Origin of the sequence: Vibrio sp. SBT000027, assembly GCF_963894355.1 — a bacterium.
In the GTDB taxonomy this organism is placed as follows: Bacteria; Pseudomonadota; Gammaproteobacteria; order Enterobacterales; family Vibrionaceae; genus Vibrio; species Vibrio splendidus.
In genome coordinates, this window is the sequence record NZ_CAWQGD010000004.1 from 1786756 (window position 1) to 1806510 (window position 19755).

Below are 19755 nucleotides of genomic sequence, written 5' to 3' on the forward strand. Positions count from 1 at the left end.
CTCGACTAATGAACACACATCAGCGCGATCAGAAGTGAAGAAAGATTATGATAAATTCAATACTGCCCTAGCTTTATTCGTTATTACCTTAACTATAGAAAACCTCTATTTATTGTGCAAAACAATGGGCGTAACAAACTAACGGCATAGGGAACATCGGATCGATAACTAGTGGGATGACATAAACTGGCTTTGTGCCGACGAACATAACTTTCCGCACTGCGTAATTTGGCTTTCAAGGAAGTAGATATTACGTCTGCTTTTGACCCATTGGGCGCGAACTTCCAGTTCTTGACCAATGGAAATAGGATGATGAAAGCGAGACGCTAAACTCACCGTCATTGCAGTGATGTTATTTTGGAACAAACAATGCAGCATCGCACTGTCATGTAACGCGGTGACAATGCCACCCTGCATAATGCCATCGTAGCCCTCAGCTTTATCTGTTGGTACAATCTTGGCCCTGGTTTTATATTTAGCTAAAGCTTCACTCTTAATTGAAGCTTTATGATTGACTAAAGTCTCGCGCTCGCCAACGGCTTCAAAACAAATGGCGCTGTCTGCGAAAAAACCTTGGCTGCACACTTGGCAACGCCGATGGTTGTGTGGAATGAAAACCTTCATACTTACCTTTTAACCTTAAATACCTAGAGATTGATATGGCTCGACCAAAAAAACATCGCCAGTTATGCACCCGAGCGGCTTACTCTTGCTTTAAGCCTAATGGCGTTCCTATGGACGAGCTTCATAAAGAAGAATTGCTATTAGAAGAGTTAGAAGCCTTACGCTTGGCTGATCAAGAAGGATTGAGCCAACTTGAAGCCGCTGAACAAATGCAGGTGTCTCGCCAAACGTTCGGCAACATCATCAAGCGTGCACGAACCAAAGTCGCCAAGTGCATCGTCAACGGTCACGCGTTGGTGATTCAAAGCGCTTAACTCGCGCACTAGCCCTACGTTAGTTAGCCCAACGTTAGCTAGCTCAACGACAGTGAATTCTCGATACTTAGCTTGATGGCTCAGAGATCTGATACAGCTTTCGACTCTGCCCTTCACACACATCTTTGCAATTGCATTCACGCTCAATATCTAACTGCGCAAGTCCTCCACAGCTGCCTTTGATTGGCTTGCGAGAAAAAATTACACCTATCGCCATCGACGCGACGATTCCGACAAACCCCAATAGCGTCAACAAAAAGGTCATTTTCGGAACCCTCGAATACCCCCTAAGTGATTCGGCTGTGCCATTAGAATCGAAGCTTGTTTTTTGTGCCCGTTTTCGCCGCACGTTTTATTGCTACACCCGCTATTTCTCGGCTCGCGACCATAATCGAGATCAGTCACTTCCCGTAGATTGTCGAAATCCAAAGTCCCGATTTCTGCCTTACCTGTTGATGCCAAGACTCGAATATCGTTATTGAACAAGTGCGCTAGCATCTTCTTCCCTATGTGACGGACGACTACAGATTTCACATCGTAAGAACGGAGGACAGAGATCCATTGCTTCTTTTTATTGCAAGCGGTGTCGGAATCAACCAAAGGAACAATCTGCTTTATTTGTCGTTGCTCATCGACAATCGCGATCTGTGGGGAACGAGCAAAATGGTTGCCGACATGAAGGTCGCGACAAGGTACTGCGTATAACATAGTAACTTCCTGTTATTGATGATCAGAAGTTCAGCATACGCCCCATTATTAGCATATGCCAATAACTATCATGTGAAAAATAAGATTTACTGGATCGATAACTAAGATCAAAAGCTACAAGCTACAAGCAGCCAATAGGGTTGGCGCAGGTTACTCTACCTCCCGAACCTGTTCATGGAGAGCCTCCCTTCCCCAAAAACAAGAATGCCCCACTAGTGCGGGGCATTCTTTGTACGTACGAGCTGAAATTTCAAAGGCAGAAGTGACGATATAAATCGTTGTTACAGCGAAAGAGTAAAAGTACTCCCCACACCCAGTTCAGATTCAACGACTAGCGTTCCTTCTAGATTCTCGACCATAGCAAGCGCTAAAGATAACCCAAGACCATACCCCTCGATATTGCTGCGGCTGCTGTCGACTCGGTAAAGTCGTTCAAAAATCAAATCCTGATATTTCTGTTCAATGCCAACACCAGTATCCTGGATGGTTATCGCGATCTTACCCTCTGAACTTTGCTCGGCTTTGATCATCACTCTTCCTTCGGGCTCGGTGTACTTAATTGCGTTATCAACAAGGTTAACCAACACCTGAGTCAATTTGTCAGGATCTGACTGAATAACAAGAGTATCAGCGCTCTCAACCTCAAGCTCGACTTGTTTATCTTCTGCGACATCTTCATACCAGCTCACCACATTAGCAATCACATCAGAGACCTGAGTCGGCACTTTCTGTGGTATGCGCTTTCCGGTCAGCTCGTCGTTCAGCTTCATCAAGGCGGTTAACATATTACTGGCCTGCATGGCGTGTTCAGAACAATCTGCCAATGCGTCTTTCATCGCTTGTTGGTCGGCGTTATTGAGCAATGCCGTTTGGGAGGCTAACGTAATACGCGACAAAGGAGTTCGAATATCATGAGCGATCGCATCGACGGTCGTATTCAAGGTTGTCGTCACGTGCTGTAACTTGGCAACCGCAGTATGGACACTAGAACTGATCACGTTGAGCCCTTGCGGTAAATCAGATTCGGCTTCATTTTTAGTGCTAGTGCTAGGAAATTCTAACTGCCCTTTTTTCAGCTTATCGAGCAGGTCGCCAAAGGTCACTAACGGAGACATGGCACTCTGGATGATGTTACGAGTGAATACTGCGGTCACGGCCACGAGAGCAAGCAACGCATATAAGGTCATTAGCCATTGATTGTAGGCGATAAAGTCTCTTGCTCGGTTATCCAAAACCAACCAGAAATCATATTGCTCCCCTTCAATAGGCAACGACATATAGGGACTCAAGATGAAGCTCTCCAGCCATGAACGATTGTCATCAATTTGGTAGCTAGAAAAAGGCTGTTCTGTCGATAAATGTTGAACACCAGCGATAAACACGCCATCAGATGAAGCGCCCTTCTCAAGCTTATACGCCGCAATGTTGTTTTCGAGTAGCCGATGAGGATTCGCCTCTAAAACATGAATCAGTCGCTCACTCGAATCGTAAGTCAAAATACGCTGATACTCGGTCGACATAGACGTAAGGATCTTCTTTTCCGTTTGGTAAAGGTCGAAAAAGAAGATAGCCCCAACAATCAATTCCACCAGCAGTAAGCAGAGCAGTAAGGTCGACATAAAGCGAACCAACAAATGTCTCTGTGTTTTAGCAAGCGCCTGTTCAATACTACGACTTGAGGACATAGCCAACACCTCGAAGTGTGTGAATTAATGGCTTAGAAAAACCCTTATCGACTTTGCTGCGAAGCCTACAAACCAAAACATCGACCACGTTGGTTTGCGGATCAAACTGATGCCCCCAAACATGCTCAAGAATCGCCGTTTTCGACATCACAGCCTCTCGGTTTTCGAGCAGTAATTTCATCAACATAAACTCGCGCTGATTAATGGTGATCGTTTGTTGATCTCTTTGTAGAGTGTGTTTAAGTAGGTCTAGGCTAAGGGGGCCGTAATGCAATTCTAATGCTTGAGGCGTGGGCTGCTTGCCTCGGCGCACCAAGGTTTGGCAACGAGCGAGTAGCTCAGGGAATGCAAAAGGTTTTACCAAATAATCATCAGCACCTGACTGTAGCCCTTGCACTCGTTCTTCCACTGAGTGTTTGGCACTTAATATGATGACAGGCGTCGCGTAGCCTTGCCCTCTGAGTTCAGCCAACACTTCAAACCCATCTTTCTTTGGCAACATGATATCGAGAATGATCACGTCATACTCTTCGGTTACGGCCTCGTGTAATCCATCAACACCATCTGTTGCGTGCGTCACCGTTATCCCTTCTTGCTGAAAACCATTCACCAAAAATCTCGCGATATGAATGTCATCTTCAATCAATAGTATTTTCATCAACGTCCGTTTATTTATTTGCCGTGGTCTGAATACACTCTATCAATATCCTTTATCGAATATAACCAACATTGCAACTTTGTAATGTTCAAGAAAGCCAGTCGTAATCATGCATTCGTTAGTATGAACCTGTTGATTAAAAACACCCTTTCTAAACAAACAAAAAATAGAGTTCGGAATTTGGAAACGAATATTTTTTGAAAACAGATTCTTTTTGAAAACAGATGCTTTAACGGAGTAAACATGAAAACGACAAAACTAACAGTACTAGCAGCAACCCTTGGTTTCCTTAGCCTTTCTCACAATGCAATGGCAGCAGAAACACAAACGGTCTCTTTCACTCAAATCTCATCAGAAGCGGCCTTCAAGCTTGCCCATGAAGCCGTTAATCAATGTGAGGCCTATGGTTACAAGGTTTCTGCGACTGTTGTCGACTTGTCGGGCAATGTGATTGCTCAACTACGTTCTGACGGCGCAGGCATCCACACTCTTGATAGCTCACGCAAAAAAGCGTTCACAGTGGCAAGCATGAAGCAGCCGTCAGGTAACCTGATGAAACTCATCGCCGACAAACCTATCATGCAACCCTTGCAGAATATGGACGACAACTTGTTGTTCTTGGCGGGTGGTGTTCCGGTACAACTGAACAATGCCATGATAGGCGCGATTGGTGTGGGTGGCGCTCCGGGTGGCCACTTAGATGTCGCTTGTGCTGAAAAAGCGATTAAAAAGTTCTTCTAAAAGTCCGTTTACCAACAAACACTGACTGATCTAGACAAGCGGCTCAGTACCCTCCTTGCCCAATTAAAAAATGCCTCGCTCTTGCGGGGCATTGCTGCAAATTAAAGCAGTTGCAAATAAAAGCAGTTGCGAATAAAAGCAACTCCGAATTGAAACCGATAGTAGAAACGTAAACAGGCAAAACATGACACAAATTTGATGTGAACAACCCACTCAATTGTTATATTATAACATTACACTTAATAACTATTCGTTCTCATGAAACAGCTATTTATTCTAATCGATGTCATCAATCGCCTCTCCACACGCTATGTAAGCCGTTTCTCGACATGCTGTCGTTCTCTAAACGGTTTACCTTTTGGCCTAGTATTACTGTGTTTTGCGCCAAATCTATATGCCCACCCTCACTCTTGGATAGAGATGAAAACTCATATTGAGGGGGAGAATGGCATGATCACTGGTCTCTCTATGGAGTGGTCTTTTGATGCAATGACATCCATGTACATGTTGGATGGCGAAAATGTCTCTGCCGATACAGAAGCTGAAACATTCAAAAAGCTCGCTGCGTCTGTTATTGAAAACATGAAGTATGAGCACTACTTCACGTACTTTTATGATGGTGAAGAGCCCATCAAATATCAGGTTGCTGAACACGCCAAGTTTGAGCGTGATAAAGCCAAGATGGTTCTAACATTTGACCTACCACTTTCTAAGCCTAAACCTGTGACACGAGACTCGCTCCGCGTACTCATTTTTGACCCTAGTTACTTCGTCGACATGTCGTGGTTGTCGAATAGCGACGTGACCTTGTCACCTGAACTAGCGAGACAATGTCAGTTGGAATTAATCGAGCCCAACCCGACGCCAGAACAGATGAGTTATGCGATGTCTTTACCAGCCGACGCTGACCCAGATAACACGTTAGGCCAACTGTTTACACAATCGGTTGAGCTTCATTGTGCAGCAGTTCCTGCATCCTAATAAAGTGACTCTTTACCGCCATTACGTAAGCTTCTCAATTCATTTAGAGAAAAATATCTGATATAGGTTCTTGTGAAATGCAGAAAAATCAACTTGAAAAAAACTATTACCTTATTGGCGCCGGAGCTTTATTGCTTGTTGCTGTCGGTGCATATCAAGTGTGGTCCATGTGGCCATCGTTAGTTATCTCTAGCATCCAATGGCAAAGAGAAGTCAATTCAGAGCTTGCAGACCTACTTTATGAAGCTAAATCCAACCCTTGGGGTGCAGGCAGTTACCTTATAGGATTCAGCTTTATCTACGGTATGCTCCACTCTCTGGGGCCTGGGCACGGCAAGGTTATTGTATCTACCTACTTAGCCACTCACCCAACTAAAGCAAAAGCGAGTTTAGTGCTTACGGTCGTCTCCGCTTTTTTACAAGCACTGGTCGCAATCTTACTAGTAAGCGTGTTGCTGTGGGGCTTTAGTGCTTCCATGCGAGTGGTGAATGACAAAGCGAATATGTTTGTTTCATTAAGCTTTGCTTTAGTAGCAGTCGTCGGCGCGCTTATATGTTGGAAGGCTTTGAAAAACATCTACACCGCTATGCGTAAGCCTAAGCTGAAAGTGAAAACCATCACCACACTCGCAACAGACACAGCTGCGCCAATTTCAGTTCGTTCGCCAATAGCACTTCGTTCATCAATATCAGCCCCTTCCCCGATAATAGGCGCTACTAGTGCAATGCAAGCCGCTGCTAACACTCATGCAGATCATTCTCATGCCGACTGTGGATGCGGCCACCAACACGTCGCTGATCCAGAAGCCATCAATAAAGCTTCAACATTTCGAGAGTACGCGGGAATCATCGTGACGATTGGTATCAGGCCATGCACCGGAGCAATCATGGTTCTGCTTTTCGCAAACATGGTTGGCCTATATTGGATGGGCGTTCTGAGTGCCTTTGCAATGGCCGTAGGCACAGCATTAACAACCTCATTAATTGCAATGATGACGCTAACAGGTAAACATCTAGTGAAGCGCTATTTGGCAGCGGGTAACAAGAACAGTAGTGAATCATTGAAAGTCGCAGGTCACTACTTGCAACTCTTTGGCGGTATTTTGCTTGTGTTGATTGGCTTGTTATTAATGAACGGCCAAGACAGCGGCATGTCGCCTGTTTTCACCATGTAGAGCACAAGAACGTAGCAATATATCTGAGGTTCTTTCCACCCGCTTCGCACATATCAAGGCCTCGCAAACGCGAGGCCTTAGTTTTAGTCATTATTTAATATCAAATCAAGTAAACAAGTAAGCTATGCCGAGAGCAAACCCCGTCAGTATTATTGATTTACAAAAGAGCATCAAAACCGCTAAAGAAAAGTACCGACAAGCGATACAATGCTGGAGTTACTAGATTGCAGCGTAGTAGCCCCTTTATAGAAAGCTCATTCACAGAAAACATTAAAGTAGCCAGACATGTCTAAAGATCCCGGTTTCACCACAGAATACATCCTCGATAAGACGTTTTTCACAGAGTGTTATGATCAAACTAGCCTTCCGACTCAATTTCCAAAAGCCTATTTAAAAGGAATACTGTTTCTTATTTTTGGTGTGGTTTTATTAGAGTTTGAACTACTACCTAACGGTTACGTTGGCTGGTTCTTTATCGTATTAAGTGTCATTGAAGCTTTCAGCGTTTACTGCAAGAGAACCTGGTGGATATGGCGACAAAAAATCAGCTCAGGTGCTGGCAGCAAAGTAGTCTTTCAAGGGGATGTTAACGGCGTAAGTTATAAAAACGCTAAAAACACCAATACTATCGCTTGGACTGACATCTCCCAGCTGCAACAAACCGATTTAGGTTTTATCCTTCATATTGGAAAGCAGCGCCAATACGTCAGTAAGTCTTGTTTAAGCGATGAAGCCGTTGCGTTCATGGTTGAGCAACACGAAGCGTCCAAAGCAAATTAGCATCAATAAATGCCTGCCAATTTGGCAGGCATTTTTCTATCATCTTTAATAATGCGTATGGCATAACCGGACAACAACAATGAACACCGTTTACCAAATCAGTGATTGTCACCTTTCCGATGAATCCAGCTATGAAAACCTGCGTAGAGCACTGGAATACGTCAGCAAAGACACAGCATGCAAGACCATTTTTCTAACTGGTGATATTTGTTGTAATCCAAAGTCTGGCGACTACATTCAGTTAGAGTCGTTCATTAGACAACACGTTGGTGATAAGTCCATTTACGCGATTGCGGGCAATCATGATGACTCTCGCTTAATGCGTACCGAGTTAAAAGGATCGTCGATTTTCGTCACCGATACAGCCACCAGCTGTGGACGAGAATTTGTGTTTTTGGACTCCAGCTTCAAGCCGCTGGATAAACGTCATCCACTCGGTTCTGGGCGCATTAATAACCTTGGCATGGCTCGGCTAAAACAACAGTTGAGAAAGGCTAGTGATCCTATCGTGGTTGTTCACCACCCTGTCATTCCAGTCGGTGCTGATTGGATGAAAGCTATCTGTCTAGAGAACGATGCTGATGTGATGAACGTGCTTCGGAAATATCGCGTTCGTGACGTGATCTGCGGTCATGGACATGATGGAATATCAGCCACGCAACAAGGAATAACCCAATATATGGCGCCTTCTACAGCCTATGGCTTTGACCACTCGATCAATGAATACAATCGCAGCGAGAAGATAGGATTAAGTCGAATTTCGTTCTCTGCTGATTCCATCGACTACCAAGCTGTCTATTTTTGAACCCTCTACCTTGAATCTTGCTGTCTTAAACTTTGTGGATTCGCTTTCGAATAAACCAAGCTATATAGCGTTCTATGTCAATAGAAGAGGCTTGCAGCGATTCAATTTATCAATCTGTGATTGAAGACAGCACGCGAAGAGGTTTGGCGTTACACTCATTAAGATCAAACAAATAACGAGGGTCTATGACGTTTTCTCCTGCCATTTTGCGTAAAGTCTGGTACTCCCCTTCTATTAACCTTGGGCTTCGCGCCACCAGTGCCATTGTGCTGTTTCTCGGCTTAGGGGTGCTGTCGAATCAAACCACTATCGCCATGACCGCGCTGATGACCATGCCAGCCGCTCTGATTAGTGGCCTCGATGCAGCAGGGCCAAGGAGGTGGACACGTTTTGCGATTACCGCAACCGCTTGGGGCATGACTTTGGCCATCAGTTACGCTCTGCTGAAAAGCGGACTGCCTTTATGGGTGACTTATGGTGCTATGGGTGCTTTGCTTGCCAGTGCGGCAGTCAATGGTCCATTCTGGGCGAGGCTCGGTATGTCGAGCCTATTGATAGCAGTCGTCACTCTCTCACTTCACAATTCCAACACAGCGCTAAGCTTGTACCCAATGTTGGTGCTTGGCCCCCTTACTTTTTCGCTGTTTAGCTGGCTTTGGTTTGCGTTGTGGAAGCACTATGCATTGCGTGTGTGTCTATCCGCGATTTACGAAACGTTGGCAGACTACATCCAATATCGCCAAGCATTCTTGTTAGGTAGCGAAAGTGATGCACCGAAAAGACGCATCAAATACCAACTCATCGAGTTGTTCCAACAGGCTCTTCAATCTGAATCTTTTCGATCTAAACAAGAAGATGCTAACTCGCTTCGACAAGCCTTGTTCCTCGCTCTTGATACGTTTGAAGTGATACTCAGCAGCCACACAACGAATCCCGATCTATTGAACCAATTTCAGTCCAGCAAACACAAACGAGACTTGCTATTGGTTTGGAGCCAGCATTGTCAGCAAAGACTAAGACACAAAGCCAAACAGCTTCTACACAACACAAACGAAGAGGTGAAGCACTTAAGCTCATTAGAGCAAGAAGCTAATGACTTGATTGAAGCGGTCAAGCTCGAAGACCAACCCCGCTTTCGTTATTGGGCATACGCAGTGAAGCATATTTCCCGTCGTATTGAGCTTAATGAACCCGCTTATGAACGTTCTTTTGAAGTGCAGCCGTTCGAGTTGTCTTTTCGCCTACCAAGCCGAGGCAATCCGATTTTGCGTCATGTTACCCGTGTCGGTTTGATGTTCGCACTTGGTGCTGGAATTGCGGAATACTTTGAATTGATTCGCCCTGATTGGGTTCTGATTTCGATGTTAATGGTGATTCAACCAAGCTTCTTGGCGACACGCAGTAAAACGTGGCAACGCTGTTTAGGTACGGCGCTTGGTGTGCTGTTTGCGACGTCTTTAATTCACATTGGCGTACCAACGACCGCGATGTATACGCTTATCGTTTTCCTCTTGCCTGTCGCAATGCTTAATATCATGCGCCATTACTCGCTAGCCATTGGTTGCATTACAGCGCTATTGATTTTGGTGTATCAGACCATGGCGCACCAAGGGCTCGACTTTGCAGCACCACGTTTGATCGACAACATAGTCGGGGGCGCGATTGTCCTGCTCGGATACAGCTTGTTATGGCCGCAATGGCGAGGCAAAGAGATCCACACTCAAGCGTTAAAAGCGCTTAATAGTTCAAAAAGCTTATTTGTGTATTGCTACGAACAGCTGCAAATTGGCACCGAACAACATGACCATATTGCGCTAACCAAGCAACGTGCCGCTATGCTAACCGCCGAAAGCGACCTTGAGCTGATTTACAATGAGATGCAGCAAGAGCCAAAACACACTCGTGCCGATCCTCACTATTATGAAGATATGCTGAGTCACTATCGATTATTAAGCCATTATCTCTGCTTGCTGATTCCGCTGGTCAGAAAAGGCACACAATACCAAGGTTCACAACAAGTCGAACGCTTAATTCATGATGCGATGGATGCATTGATCAATACCATTCGTGATAACCGCGTCCATGAGCTGCCCGCGCTCACCAATCAAACTGAAGCCGATCACCCAACTACTACAACAGGTCAGCGTTCAATAGAAGAAATCATCTGGTTAGCACTGATGACAGTAAAACAAATGCACGATTTAGTTAGGCGTAATCTAGAAGGCTAAATCAGGGCTTAACGATCAAAGGACTTAAATACCAAAGATCTTAAACACTAATAGCCATTCAGATTTTGATCTGTATTTTTAGAGCGAAGCGTTTGGCACATCTTTAGGAAAAAGAGGAGTATCTAAAACTTGTTATTTAACTCATTCCAATACTTACGTTCTTTTTCAGTTATTGAATATATATGGTCATAACGACCACATCGACCTAATTGCCTTAAGTGACCGTGCAAAACCAATTCGTTTAGAGAATTTATGACGTTTACAACATCATTATTTGTAGATGGCATCCATTCCAAATCAGGACCTAGTTCGCTTTTGATCTTGGAATCTTAAAAATGAACAAATCCATAATAAGCAACTGATTTACAAACCATTATTAAATTCACCACATACGTCGTGATAACTTTCTTTAGTATCGAACATTCTATTCTACTGGTGGTCCATCACTGTCAAAAAACTTGTAGTGGCATGGTGAATTATCCAATATTTCTAAGGTACTAATACCTTAGAAAAGGCAGAAACAAAATGACCGGAGTACAATATTCATACGAGCAATTCAAACCTTGAGAGTTTAAGTTAAATTGCTCTCATCATGAGATTCAAGTCACGTTCATCAGTGTTTTTTCTAGGTATCGTCTACTCCTCTCAACTGTTTAATTAGAAGCTGATATGACAAAGAAAATCATCCTAGATACAGATCCGGGCATCGATGATGCAATGGCAATCCTATTTGCAGAAGCACATCCAGATATTGAGCTGATGGGGATCACGACCGTTTATGGAAATGCGACGATAGACAATGGCACTCAAAATGCTCTCTATCTGAAGCAAAAATTCGGTATGAAGGCACTCGTTGCTAAAGGTTCGGATAAGCCCTTATTAAGAGATCCGGTTGGAGCAACGGTTGTTGTGCATGGTGAAACGGGGTTGGGTGATGTGACGGCACCAAGTTCGCTAGATTATGAAGCGATTAAAAAGCCAGCTTATCAGTTCATTATCGACAGTGTTCGAGCTGAACCTAGAGAGATCACTCTTGTGGCTGTCGGTCCTCTGACTAATCTTGCACTTGCACTGGAAGCTGCTCCTGACATCGTCGACTTGGTAAAAGAAGTGGTCGTTATGGGTGGTGCATTCGGTGAAAACGGCCACAGAGGGAATGTAACGCCATTTGCCGAAGCGAATATTCATGATGACCCTCATGCTGCCGATAAGGTGTTTACGGCATCATGGCCAGTAGTCATTATCGGGCTCGATGTTACAGAGGAGAGTTTTTTTACCAGTCAATACCTTGATGAGTTGCGAGATGACGCTGGAGAAGTTGGGCAGTTCATCTGGGACATTAGTCGTTACTACTTAAAGTTTTATTCTGACAAAGTAGGAATGGATGGTTGTCATGTTCATGACCCATCAGCCATTGCTTATGTTATCCAACCGTCTCTTTTTACAAGTCGTAATGGCCCGGTCAGGGTTGTCACAGATGGGCCAGCGGAAGGGATGACCATTCAGAAGGCTGATCAACGTAACTATATGAATGATGAATGGGGTCTATTTCCTGCACAACAAGTCGGCGTTCAAGTAGATAGCGATACTTTACTCTCACTCTACAGAGAGACATTGATAAACTATTCACAGCAGTAAAGTGGGCCTGTCGTAAATATTGAGAAATGCGCGACAGGCTAATGCTCTAGATACAATAATCCTACAATTGCGTAGAAACGCTCAAAGGCACTGTCAGTTTCACCTGATTCAGATGAAACTGATCTTCAATATCAATACAAGCCACGAGCTAAGTGTCTATCCATATCAAAAAGTAATTTTCATTGACTAAGTTCGATAATTGACTAGCTCACTTATGCCCCTTTCAAAGTTAACTGACTTATCAGATGCTTTTTACGGTCTAGTATTTGACCTATTTTTTCTAATCAGTGTGTCTAGTCGATTGAAGCCATTTAGGTAGGAGCATTATTTTGAATACAGAACCAACGGTAAATACTGATGAACTCCTTAAGCTCCTTTCTTCAGAATTGAAATTGCTGTCCGGTATTTGTTGACCACTACAGGTTAAACAAGCAAAAGAACCAAAAGGACAGCGTCACCCTGTTTACATGTATTGACTGCGTGGCTAGTAGTTACCTCTCGTAAAGCAACCGACCTACAATTATAAGGATACAGTGTAATTCTCATGAATAACTTAATTGTGCGCTTAAGTTGTCACACTAGGGTGGTGAACGTTGAAATACCTACTTTTATATCTTTCTGTATTTACGTCAATGTTCGCTCAGGCAGACGATACGTTTAAAAAGCTGCTTGATCAGAATTTTGCAACGGCAGTGCTACTTAGTGACAGTGATGCGATCTCATTGGGTTTTCATGACTTCAATGCGAGCAGTGTATTTGGGGACAACTTAGGGAGTATGGAAGCGTTGGATAATCGAAAACAGATTAGTGTATACAACGCACCATTTACATGGAAACTGGATGAATTAACGCTCAATAATGGGAAAAAGATCAATCAAAACGTATCTTTGTTTGTTTCCTACATAGAGCAAACAAGAGAGTTTAAGTTTACAGAAAACTCAAACAGCGGCAGTGACAAATCGACTGAGAATGTCATGACGGCCGGAGCAAAATACTGGTCAAGTTATCCTCTCTCAGAAGTATGGAGCATACGTTCTGGGATGAGAGCTAATCTGATGTATTTTGAGAATAAATACGATTACAACGATCCTACAACCACGCTCTTTCGAGAGCAGCTTGATGGCTTTGTAGTTAATACAGACGCTTGGGCTTTTACCATGCAACCAAGCATCGAGTCTCACTATCGAAAGCCTCAGTCATGGGGGCACTGGGAAGCGTACAGTAAAATAAATTACTTCTATGGTCACGGGTGGGGAGAAGCAAACAATGGCGACATAGGTAACCCCGAAGGCTGGTACTGGATAAATGGTTTGAAAGGATTCTATGACATCGCGGACTGGGGAGGGTATGAACAAACCTTGTTTAGTAGCGTCCGAAGAATCGACGTTGGTGCCGACCTACAAGTTCCCTTGGGAGCTGCTCACTTCTATGAATGGGGCTTGGGGTGGTTAGTTTCCGCACCATTCTTGAAGACCTATATCGACAACATAGGAATTGGCGTCAATCTCAATTATGGAAGTAGCTTAAAAGGTGGCACGATTGTATTGCTGTTCAACCAAAACTAAGCCACTGAACTTTAAATATAACTTGTACAAAACAGGCGGTAAGCCGCCATGTAGTGGCTCAGTGAATTTGGCCCAAAGGTTAGAGGTTTTGCAATACCCCAGGTAATCCGTGAAAAGCTAATTTAGTAAAATCACTGACAAGCTTTTGTCCAAGAGTTTGTTATCACTACCCGAAAAACAAAAATCCTCGCAAACGCGAGGTCTTAGTTTTATCCATAAATAGTGAGTACACCTCTAACCTAGGGAAGAGCCCCTAGCCTCCGAATTTTCTGTTATTTTTGCGCGTCTAGATTCGCTTGATGTTTTAAGTGCTCAATGAACATCGGAACCTTTTTTGCTATGTGCTTTCTCGACGCATAAAAGGCGTACAGCACCAAATCTTCAGGTTTGTATTCAAGTTCTATGACTTCCAAAGAGCCAGTATCTATTTCATCGCGACAAAATTCAGCAGGGAGTATCGCAAACCCCAAACCAGCCAATGCACCTGCTTTAGCGAGTTGTCCACTATTCACTTTAAATGTAGATTTTACTCTTTGAGTAATTACCTGACCTGTTTCGTTCTTAAATACCCATGGCGTACCATTTAACGCGGTAAAGCTGCTAATACAAGGTACATGTTTCAAATCCGTAATCTTAAAAGGCTTAGAAGATGTATGAAGAAGTTTGGGTGAAGCCACAACAACACTAGGCCAACGCTTAAGCTCTTTCGCTATCCAATTGTTATCCTCTAGCTTCCCTCGATGAAAACTCAAAATAACGTCAAACCCGTCAAGCGGATCCTCTTTAGGGCTGATACTCGTATCACAACATAATGAAATAGATGGATATTGAGTACAAAACGAAACGACGGCTTGGGCCAAGTCAGGTGAGTCTGGCATTAAAACATTGAGTTGCCCTATGACTTCACGAGAGTGTTGTGTCACCTCCTCAAGGGCATCGTTGAGTTTATCCAACAATGGCTGAGTTCGTAGATAGAGGTGGTCCCCTGCTTCTGTCGAAGAAATTCGGCGAGTCGTTCTATCAAAAAGTCGAGCATCTAGCTGCTCTTCTAGCAACGCGATATGACGACTGACGTTTGATGTCGGTAAACACAGAAACTCTGCAGCTCTCTTAAAGCTATTGTTCTCATAGACACAGTGAAAACTTTTTAGCCATTGTTGATCAATCTTCTCAAGCATTCCCATTAATCCCACCCATTCTAATAATCCCAACCAATTGGATTATAAAGCCAATATTAGCCACTTTATTACCAGAAACAGGCTTATACAATACTCATCATTAAAAGTGAACTGGATAAGGTTTCCAATGAGTTGGATAGAAAAACTATTAGATAAGAAAAATATAATCAGTACGCGTAAAGCGAATATTCCAGAAGGCGTATGGACAAAATGCCCCTCTTGCGACCAGATCCTGTACAGCATAGCCCTTAAAGAAAATCTGGAGGTATGTCCAAAATGCGATCACCACATGAGGATGTCGGCACGCTGTCGCTTAGACAGTTTTTTAGATAAAGGTATGAAAACTGAGTTAGGCAAACAACACGAGCCGAAAGATTTGCTCAGTTTCAAAGACAATAAACGCTACACAGAGCGCCTTGCCCTAGCCCAAAAAAGTACAGGTGAGAAAGATGCAATAGTCGCGATGCAGGGAGAGTTGTTAGGGATGCCTGTTGTGGCGTGCGCTTTCGAATTTTCTTTTATGGCTGGCTCAATGGGTGCCGTTGTGGGCGCTCGCTTTGTTGATGCTGTTAATGCAGCCATCGAGGCTAACTGTGGATTAGTATGCTTTTCGGCTTGTGGTGGAGCGCGTATGCAAGAGTCACTGATGGCTTTAATGCAAATGGCAAAAACGAGTGCTGCTTTAAAACGACTATCAGATGCAAAGCTCCCTTATATCTCCGTATTAACCGACCAAACCTTTGGCGGTGTATCAGCAAGTATAGCAATGCTTGGTGACATCAACATTGGCGAGCCCAAAGCGCGAATTGGTTTTGCCGGACGAAGAGTGATTGAACAAACGGTACGAGAAAAATTACCTGAAGATTTTCAGCAGAGTGAGTTCCTATTAGAGCATGGCGCATTAGACATGATTATTGATAGACGTGACATGCGTAAACGAGTAGCTAAACTGATCGCGATGATGACCAATACTCAGATTCAAGTTGAGCATTAGACCACTACACCTCGCCCTATAACTCCCCCTAAAATGAAGTTCAGCGATCTCTTTAGATTAACGACCGAGGGGAGAACATTCTTTGTCGCTAAACATCTGGCTGTACATGTAACCTTCGCATTCAGTTCCTTCCCTTTCCTACTATCAATAAGAGATTGAGAATACGAACCGCACCCAGTACATTCCTTTAGATTACTGTATTTTCACTAGCTTCTTATAGTTAAAATACCGTATGGTACAAACCATAAAATTATTAAGACTCGCGGCCTTTGCCACAGAGACTCTCCATTTAAAACGAAAAGACTTACTATGAATTTTGATATCAATGCACTGAAACACCACCAGCTGGTCGAAGATGGTCAATTAGAAGGGTGTTACATTCATCAGCCTGTGCAAGGCAGTCAGCCAGATGACAAAGCGGTTTTAGTGGAGCGCCAAGCGCTAGAAAGCCTGGGATATAAGGTGGTTCAGGTTAAAGCGAAAGGCGGAACAACTACGTTTGCCGAAGCTATGCTAGAGCTTGCGAAGAAAACAGGCCACCAGCCAAAATAGTACGCGAGTGGATAGAGGAAGTAACAAAGTTCGCTAACAACAGTCTTTCGACTACCCTGTCGAGCGACCTTAATAAGCACTATTTCATGCTGACAGCATGGGCTGTAGCGAAAGCTTTTTTCCTCAGTTAGCGCTTGCTGTCACCGTTGCCCCCAGAGCAATCTATCCAGGATTTGAACGAGTCGCTTCCTTTCCCTTCTTTTGATTCTTCCCCCCTCTTTCCATGTTTTTCATTGTTTTCATCATCGATACAAATTTGGGGCTTTATAGATTCTCTAGATTTAGGGCTTTGACATCTCCCATCCAAAACACTCTATCTTTATGATCTAACAAATCATTTCCACTGATGGGGTGAAAAAGTATCGTTAAACCTTTTCGGTTGAACGTCAACCAAGTGACTACATCACTTAATAAATGTGGTTTAAAGTAAAGCTGACAGCTCCAACAGGGATGAGGACCAACCAATTTTCGATGCAGTTGGCCTTGTCTTAGATCTGTAATTTCTAATGCTATATCGTTAATTACCCTTTGAGCCGTTTGCTCGGTAAGGTCGTTAAAATAAATATGTGCATGCCAACCTTTTAACCTTGGAGAAGATATTGCTTCTTGGTGATTACCATACGCAATTGGTAATTGGGGAGTGAAACTGGGCATAAAATACCTCTATAAACTGGAATTCTTTATTCACGATTAACTCGAAAATATCGTTCATTCCGGTGAGTCAATCTTTGGTTCTGTTTTATCGAGAAAGAGTATGTTACAACCTATATCATTAATACACTGCATAAGTTGAATGTTACCTATGAACACTTTCGATTACTCTACGTTGGATGGACGACTACTTCGCATGTTTATTAGCGTTTATGAACACCAATCAGTAACAAAGGCAGCGGATAGTATGGGGGTGACTCAATCAACAGTTAGCCATGGGCTTAACCAACTGCGCAAAATAGTAAAAGATGAATTGTTTGTCACTTCAGGAAGAGGCATCGCGCCTACGCCAAAGGCGGGAGAACTTATTGAAAGGGCCAGAGAAATCGTAATAGCGATGCAAGCCTTCGCAAGCTCACAACAATACAACCCACTAATAGATGATAAAGTTTTTTCCATCGCGGCTAACGACTATGAAATAGAAACCGTTATAAAACCTATGTTTCATGATTTCCAGAAAGCAGCGCCGATGAGCTCGTTGCACATAGCTCCAGCCAGAACTCAACTTCAGTGGGCTTCATTACTTCGGTCTGGCGATGTAGATTTTGTTTTGTCACCTGAACTAACGAGTAACGAGTCGGATTTAATTCAAACTAAGTTGTTTTCTGACCAAGAGGTCTGTTTTTACAATCCTCAAAAGCAAACACCGCCAACAACGATAGAGCAATATTGCTCCAAACCTCACGCCATCATGTCTTTTGAGCATTCTCACCAAACCGAGATAGACACAATACTTAAAAAACGAGGAGTGAAGAGAAAAATCGTGGCTAGTGCGCCAAGTTTTGGGGCGATAGCGTCTTTAATTAAAGATACAAACATCATAGTGACAATGCCTTCTCGCTTGTCAGAAACGTTATTTAGAGACTTTAAGCAGGTCCCCTTACCTTTTGAGCTTCCTCACTTCAATATTGTTAAAGTCTGGCACAATAGAAATAAGCAGTCAGAGCGTCATTCTTGGCTTAAAAATCGATTACAGTGAGTATTATTTGGGGTTGATACTCTTAGTTTTTTGGCTGCATGTTAAAAAAGACCGACCATGGTATGAGGTCTCTGTTTTTTGAAACCAAGTAAACGCCTGTGTATTGAACCCATCTATTCATCTATTCATCTATTCATCTATTCATCTATTCATCTATTCATCTATTCATCTATTCATCTATTCAGAGTAATTATATTGCTCTGATTTTCCCTTTAAAATAAGTAGTTATCAGATCCCAGCCAGTATCCCGTGACCATCATTAGATCTCGATTTAAGTAATAGATTTTACCTACCACCTCGCCACAACCACCATCTCACCACAACAACTACAACCAATCGAATTTATTCATGAGAAGTATGAATAATGCCCTATTTTTTTAATTAATTAGAGTGGCTAGCATACAGGTGCTCAAACAAAACAAACCTAAAAAGGAAGAATCATGTCTATTAAATCTGTTGCAATCGGAATGGCTGTTTGTCTATTTACTGCCCCAAGCTTTGCTAACCTAAGCACCATTGATGCTCAAACTAATCAATCCATTAAACTAGCGGAAGGCTTCTATGAAGATGTACTGGTTTATAGGAATTTGAACAACTTCGGAAAGTACGTTGGTGACACTTACATCCAACACGCTACTGCTTATGGCAATGGACCAGCAGAACTGATTAAAGCGGTAGCTGGCGAGTTAACTGCTGATCCTGGCGTGAAAGTAGATATCTACCGTACCATTGCAGAAGGTCCTTATGTCGCAATACACTCTGTTTGGACAACTTCAGACGGTGCGGAATATGTTTATGTTGATATCTGGAGAGAAGAAAATGGCATGCTGGTAGAGCATTGGGATCACTACCAACAAGTTCCGGAAAAATCTGAAAACAAAAACACCATGTACCAAGGGCCAGACGCGAATATCTATGATGCAACTCAAGACATCGAGCGTAATCGAGACAGAGCCATTGCTGTGTTGAAAAGCTTTGATACCCCAGCGGATACAAGTGCGTTAAAAAAGTATATTTCTAGCGAAACCTACATTCAACACAACCCAGAGGTTCCAAATGGTAGAAAAGCATTGGTTGGTTACCTCGATTACTTAAACAGTAACGGGACCAAGCTAAAAACGGAGATAGCAAAAACAATCGCGATGGGTGACATGGTTCTTGTTCATTCTAAGCAAACTGACCTAGGTAAAAAAGGCGATTTAGGTGTTGGTTACATTGATATCTTCCGCTTTAATAGCGAAGGGAAAATAGTAGAGCATTGGGATATTGCAGAAACTCAAACTGGAGAGTCAGCCAACGAGAACGATGTGTTTGGTTACCCTAGCCAACGTTAATTGCAGCTTCATTGAGTGGAAAAAGTGCTCAACATCAGTGTTGTCCAAAAAACTACTTTTTCCGCTCATATTTGCCTTATGTTATAGGAAATGACCCATTAACAT

Annotated in this window: 20 protein-coding genes; 13 read left to right on the top strand and 7 right to left on the bottom strand. The window is 43.2% G+C overall.

All coding sequences use genetic code 11. From position 1 onward, the window contains the following. Positions 1-168: 168 nt before the first annotated feature. Positions 169-624, bottom strand: coding sequence for a PaaI family thioesterase (locus tag AACU28_RS17805; protein WP_102441732.1), 456 nt, complete (start codon positions 622-624; stop codon positions 169-171). Positions 625-659: 35 nt separating this feature from the next. Here AACU28_RS17805 and AACU28_RS17810 point away from each other — a divergent pair, with 35 nt between their 5' ends. Further along, positions 660-938: a DUF134 domain-containing protein gene (locus AACU28_RS17810; protein ID WP_017091866.1), complete on the top strand. Its 279-nt coding sequence runs from the start codon at positions 660-662 to the stop codon at positions 936-938. Between the two features lie 67 nt (positions 939-1005). On the opposite strand, the gene nqrM is transcribed toward AACU28_RS17810, so the two are convergent. The 4 genes from nqrM to AACU28_RS17830 form a co-directional block, all read right to left on the bottom strand. Beyond that, complete coding sequence (gene nqrM, locus AACU28_RS17815; RefSeq protein ID WP_121603359.1) at positions 1006-1203, bottom strand: (Na+)-NQR maturation NqrM; 198 nt, start codon at positions 1201-1203, stop codon at positions 1006-1008. Beyond that, positions 1200-1646, bottom strand: a complete 447-nt coding sequence (locus AACU28_RS17820; protein WP_121603360.1) for a NifB/NifX family molybdenum-iron cluster-binding protein — start codon at positions 1644-1646, stop codon at positions 1200-1202. Before AACU28_RS17820 ends, nqrM begins: the two co-directional genes overlap by 4 nt. 281 nt (positions 1647-1927) lie before the next feature. Next, on the bottom strand, positions 1928-3331 hold the full coding sequence (locus tag AACU28_RS17825) for a sensor histidine kinase (RefSeq protein ID WP_121603361.1): 1404 nt from the start codon (positions 3329-3331) through the stop codon (positions 1928-1930). Continuing rightward, on the bottom strand, positions 3315-3989 hold the full coding sequence (locus tag AACU28_RS17830; protein ID WP_061025322.1) for a response regulator transcription factor: 675 nt from the start codon (positions 3987-3989) through the stop codon (positions 3315-3317). Before AACU28_RS17830 ends, AACU28_RS17825 begins: the two co-directional genes overlap by 17 nt. Before the next feature lie 243 nt (positions 3990-4232). Between AACU28_RS17830 and AACU28_RS17835 the strand changes: the two genes are divergently transcribed. From AACU28_RS17835 to AACU28_RS17870, 8 genes are all read left to right on the top strand, one after another. Next, positions 4233-4730, top strand: coding sequence for a GlcG/HbpS family heme-binding protein (locus tag AACU28_RS17835; protein ID WP_121603362.1), 498 nt, complete (start codon positions 4233-4235; stop codon positions 4728-4730). A 258-nt stretch (positions 4731-4988) separates the two neighbouring features. After that, positions 4989-5711 (top strand): DUF1007 family protein, encoded by a 723-nt coding sequence (locus tag AACU28_RS17840; RefSeq protein WP_121603363.1) that lies wholly within the window; start codon positions 4989-4991, stop codon positions 5709-5711. Positions 5712-5788: 77 nt separating this feature from the next. Beyond that, positions 5789-6886, top strand: coding sequence for a nickel/cobalt transporter (locus tag AACU28_RS17845; protein ID WP_121603364.1), 1098 nt, complete (start codon positions 5789-5791; stop codon positions 6884-6886). A 285-nt stretch (positions 6887-7171) separates the two neighbouring features. Continuing rightward, positions 7172-7666: a YcxB family protein gene (locus AACU28_RS17850; protein ID WP_108193958.1), complete on the top strand. Its 495-nt coding sequence runs from the start codon at positions 7172-7174 to the stop codon at positions 7664-7666. Positions 7667-7745: 79 nt separating this feature from the next. Beyond that, the gene (locus AACU28_RS17855) at positions 7746-8471 is read left to right on the top strand and encodes a metallophosphoesterase family protein (RefSeq protein ID WP_102562081.1); all 726 of its coding nucleotides are present in this window, start codon (positions 7746-7748) and stop codon (positions 8469-8471) included. Between the two features lie 185 nt (positions 8472-8656). Then, complete coding sequence (locus AACU28_RS17860) at positions 8657-10699, top strand: FUSC family protein (RefSeq protein ID WP_121603365.1); 2043 nt, start codon at positions 8657-8659, stop codon at positions 10697-10699. A gap of 669 nt (positions 10700-11368) precedes the next feature. After that, positions 11369-12337 (top strand): nucleoside hydrolase, encoded by a 969-nt coding sequence (locus tag AACU28_RS17865; RefSeq protein ID WP_017085347.1) that lies wholly within the window; start codon positions 11369-11371, stop codon positions 12335-12337. 593 nt (positions 12338-12930) lie between these two features. Beyond that, complete coding sequence (locus tag AACU28_RS17870) at positions 12931-13902, top strand: Solitary outer membrane autotransporter beta-barrel domain (protein ID WP_259462831.1); 972 nt, start codon at positions 12931-12933, stop codon at positions 13900-13902. A gap of 272 nt (positions 13903-14174) precedes the next feature. Here the strand turns inward: AACU28_RS17870 and AACU28_RS17875 are convergent, their stop codons facing one another. Further along, complete coding sequence (locus tag AACU28_RS17875) at positions 14175-15086, bottom strand: LysR family transcriptional regulator (RefSeq protein ID WP_183091200.1); 912 nt, start codon at positions 15084-15086, stop codon at positions 14175-14177. Between the two features lie 121 nt (positions 15087-15207). Here AACU28_RS17875 and accD point away from each other — a divergent pair, with 121 nt between their 5' ends. Both accD and AACU28_RS17885 read left to right on the top strand, forming a co-directional pair. Then, on the top strand, positions 15208-16074 hold the full coding sequence (accD, locus tag AACU28_RS17880) for an acetyl-CoA carboxylase, carboxyltransferase subunit beta (protein ID WP_121603367.1): 867 nt from the start codon (positions 15208-15210) through the stop codon (positions 16072-16074). A gap of 309 nt (positions 16075-16383) precedes the next feature. Next, on the top strand, positions 16384-16626 hold the full coding sequence (locus AACU28_RS17885; RefSeq protein ID WP_017094321.1) for a hypothetical protein: 243 nt from the start codon (positions 16384-16386) through the stop codon (positions 16624-16626). Between the two features lie 264 nt (positions 16627-16890). On the opposite strand, the gene AACU28_RS17890 is transcribed toward AACU28_RS17885, so the two are convergent. Beyond that, positions 16891-17280, bottom strand: coding sequence for a DOPA 4,5-dioxygenase family protein (locus AACU28_RS17890; RefSeq protein WP_017085525.1), 390 nt, complete (start codon positions 17278-17280; stop codon positions 16891-16893). Between the two features lie 193 nt (positions 17281-17473). Here AACU28_RS17890 and AACU28_RS17895 point away from each other — a divergent pair, with 193 nt between their 5' ends. Together AACU28_RS17895 and AACU28_RS17900 are read left to right on the top strand one after the other, a co-directional pair. After that, positions 17474-18316: a LysR family transcriptional regulator gene (locus AACU28_RS17895; RefSeq protein WP_017083403.1), complete on the top strand. Its 843-nt coding sequence runs from the start codon at positions 17474-17476 to the stop codon at positions 18314-18316. 440 nt (positions 18317-18756) lie between these two features. Then, positions 18757-19650, top strand: a complete 894-nt coding sequence (locus tag AACU28_RS17900; RefSeq protein WP_121603368.1) for a nuclear transport factor 2 family protein — start codon at positions 18757-18759, stop codon at positions 19648-19650. The last annotated feature ends 105 nt before the right edge of the window (positions 19651-19755 follow it).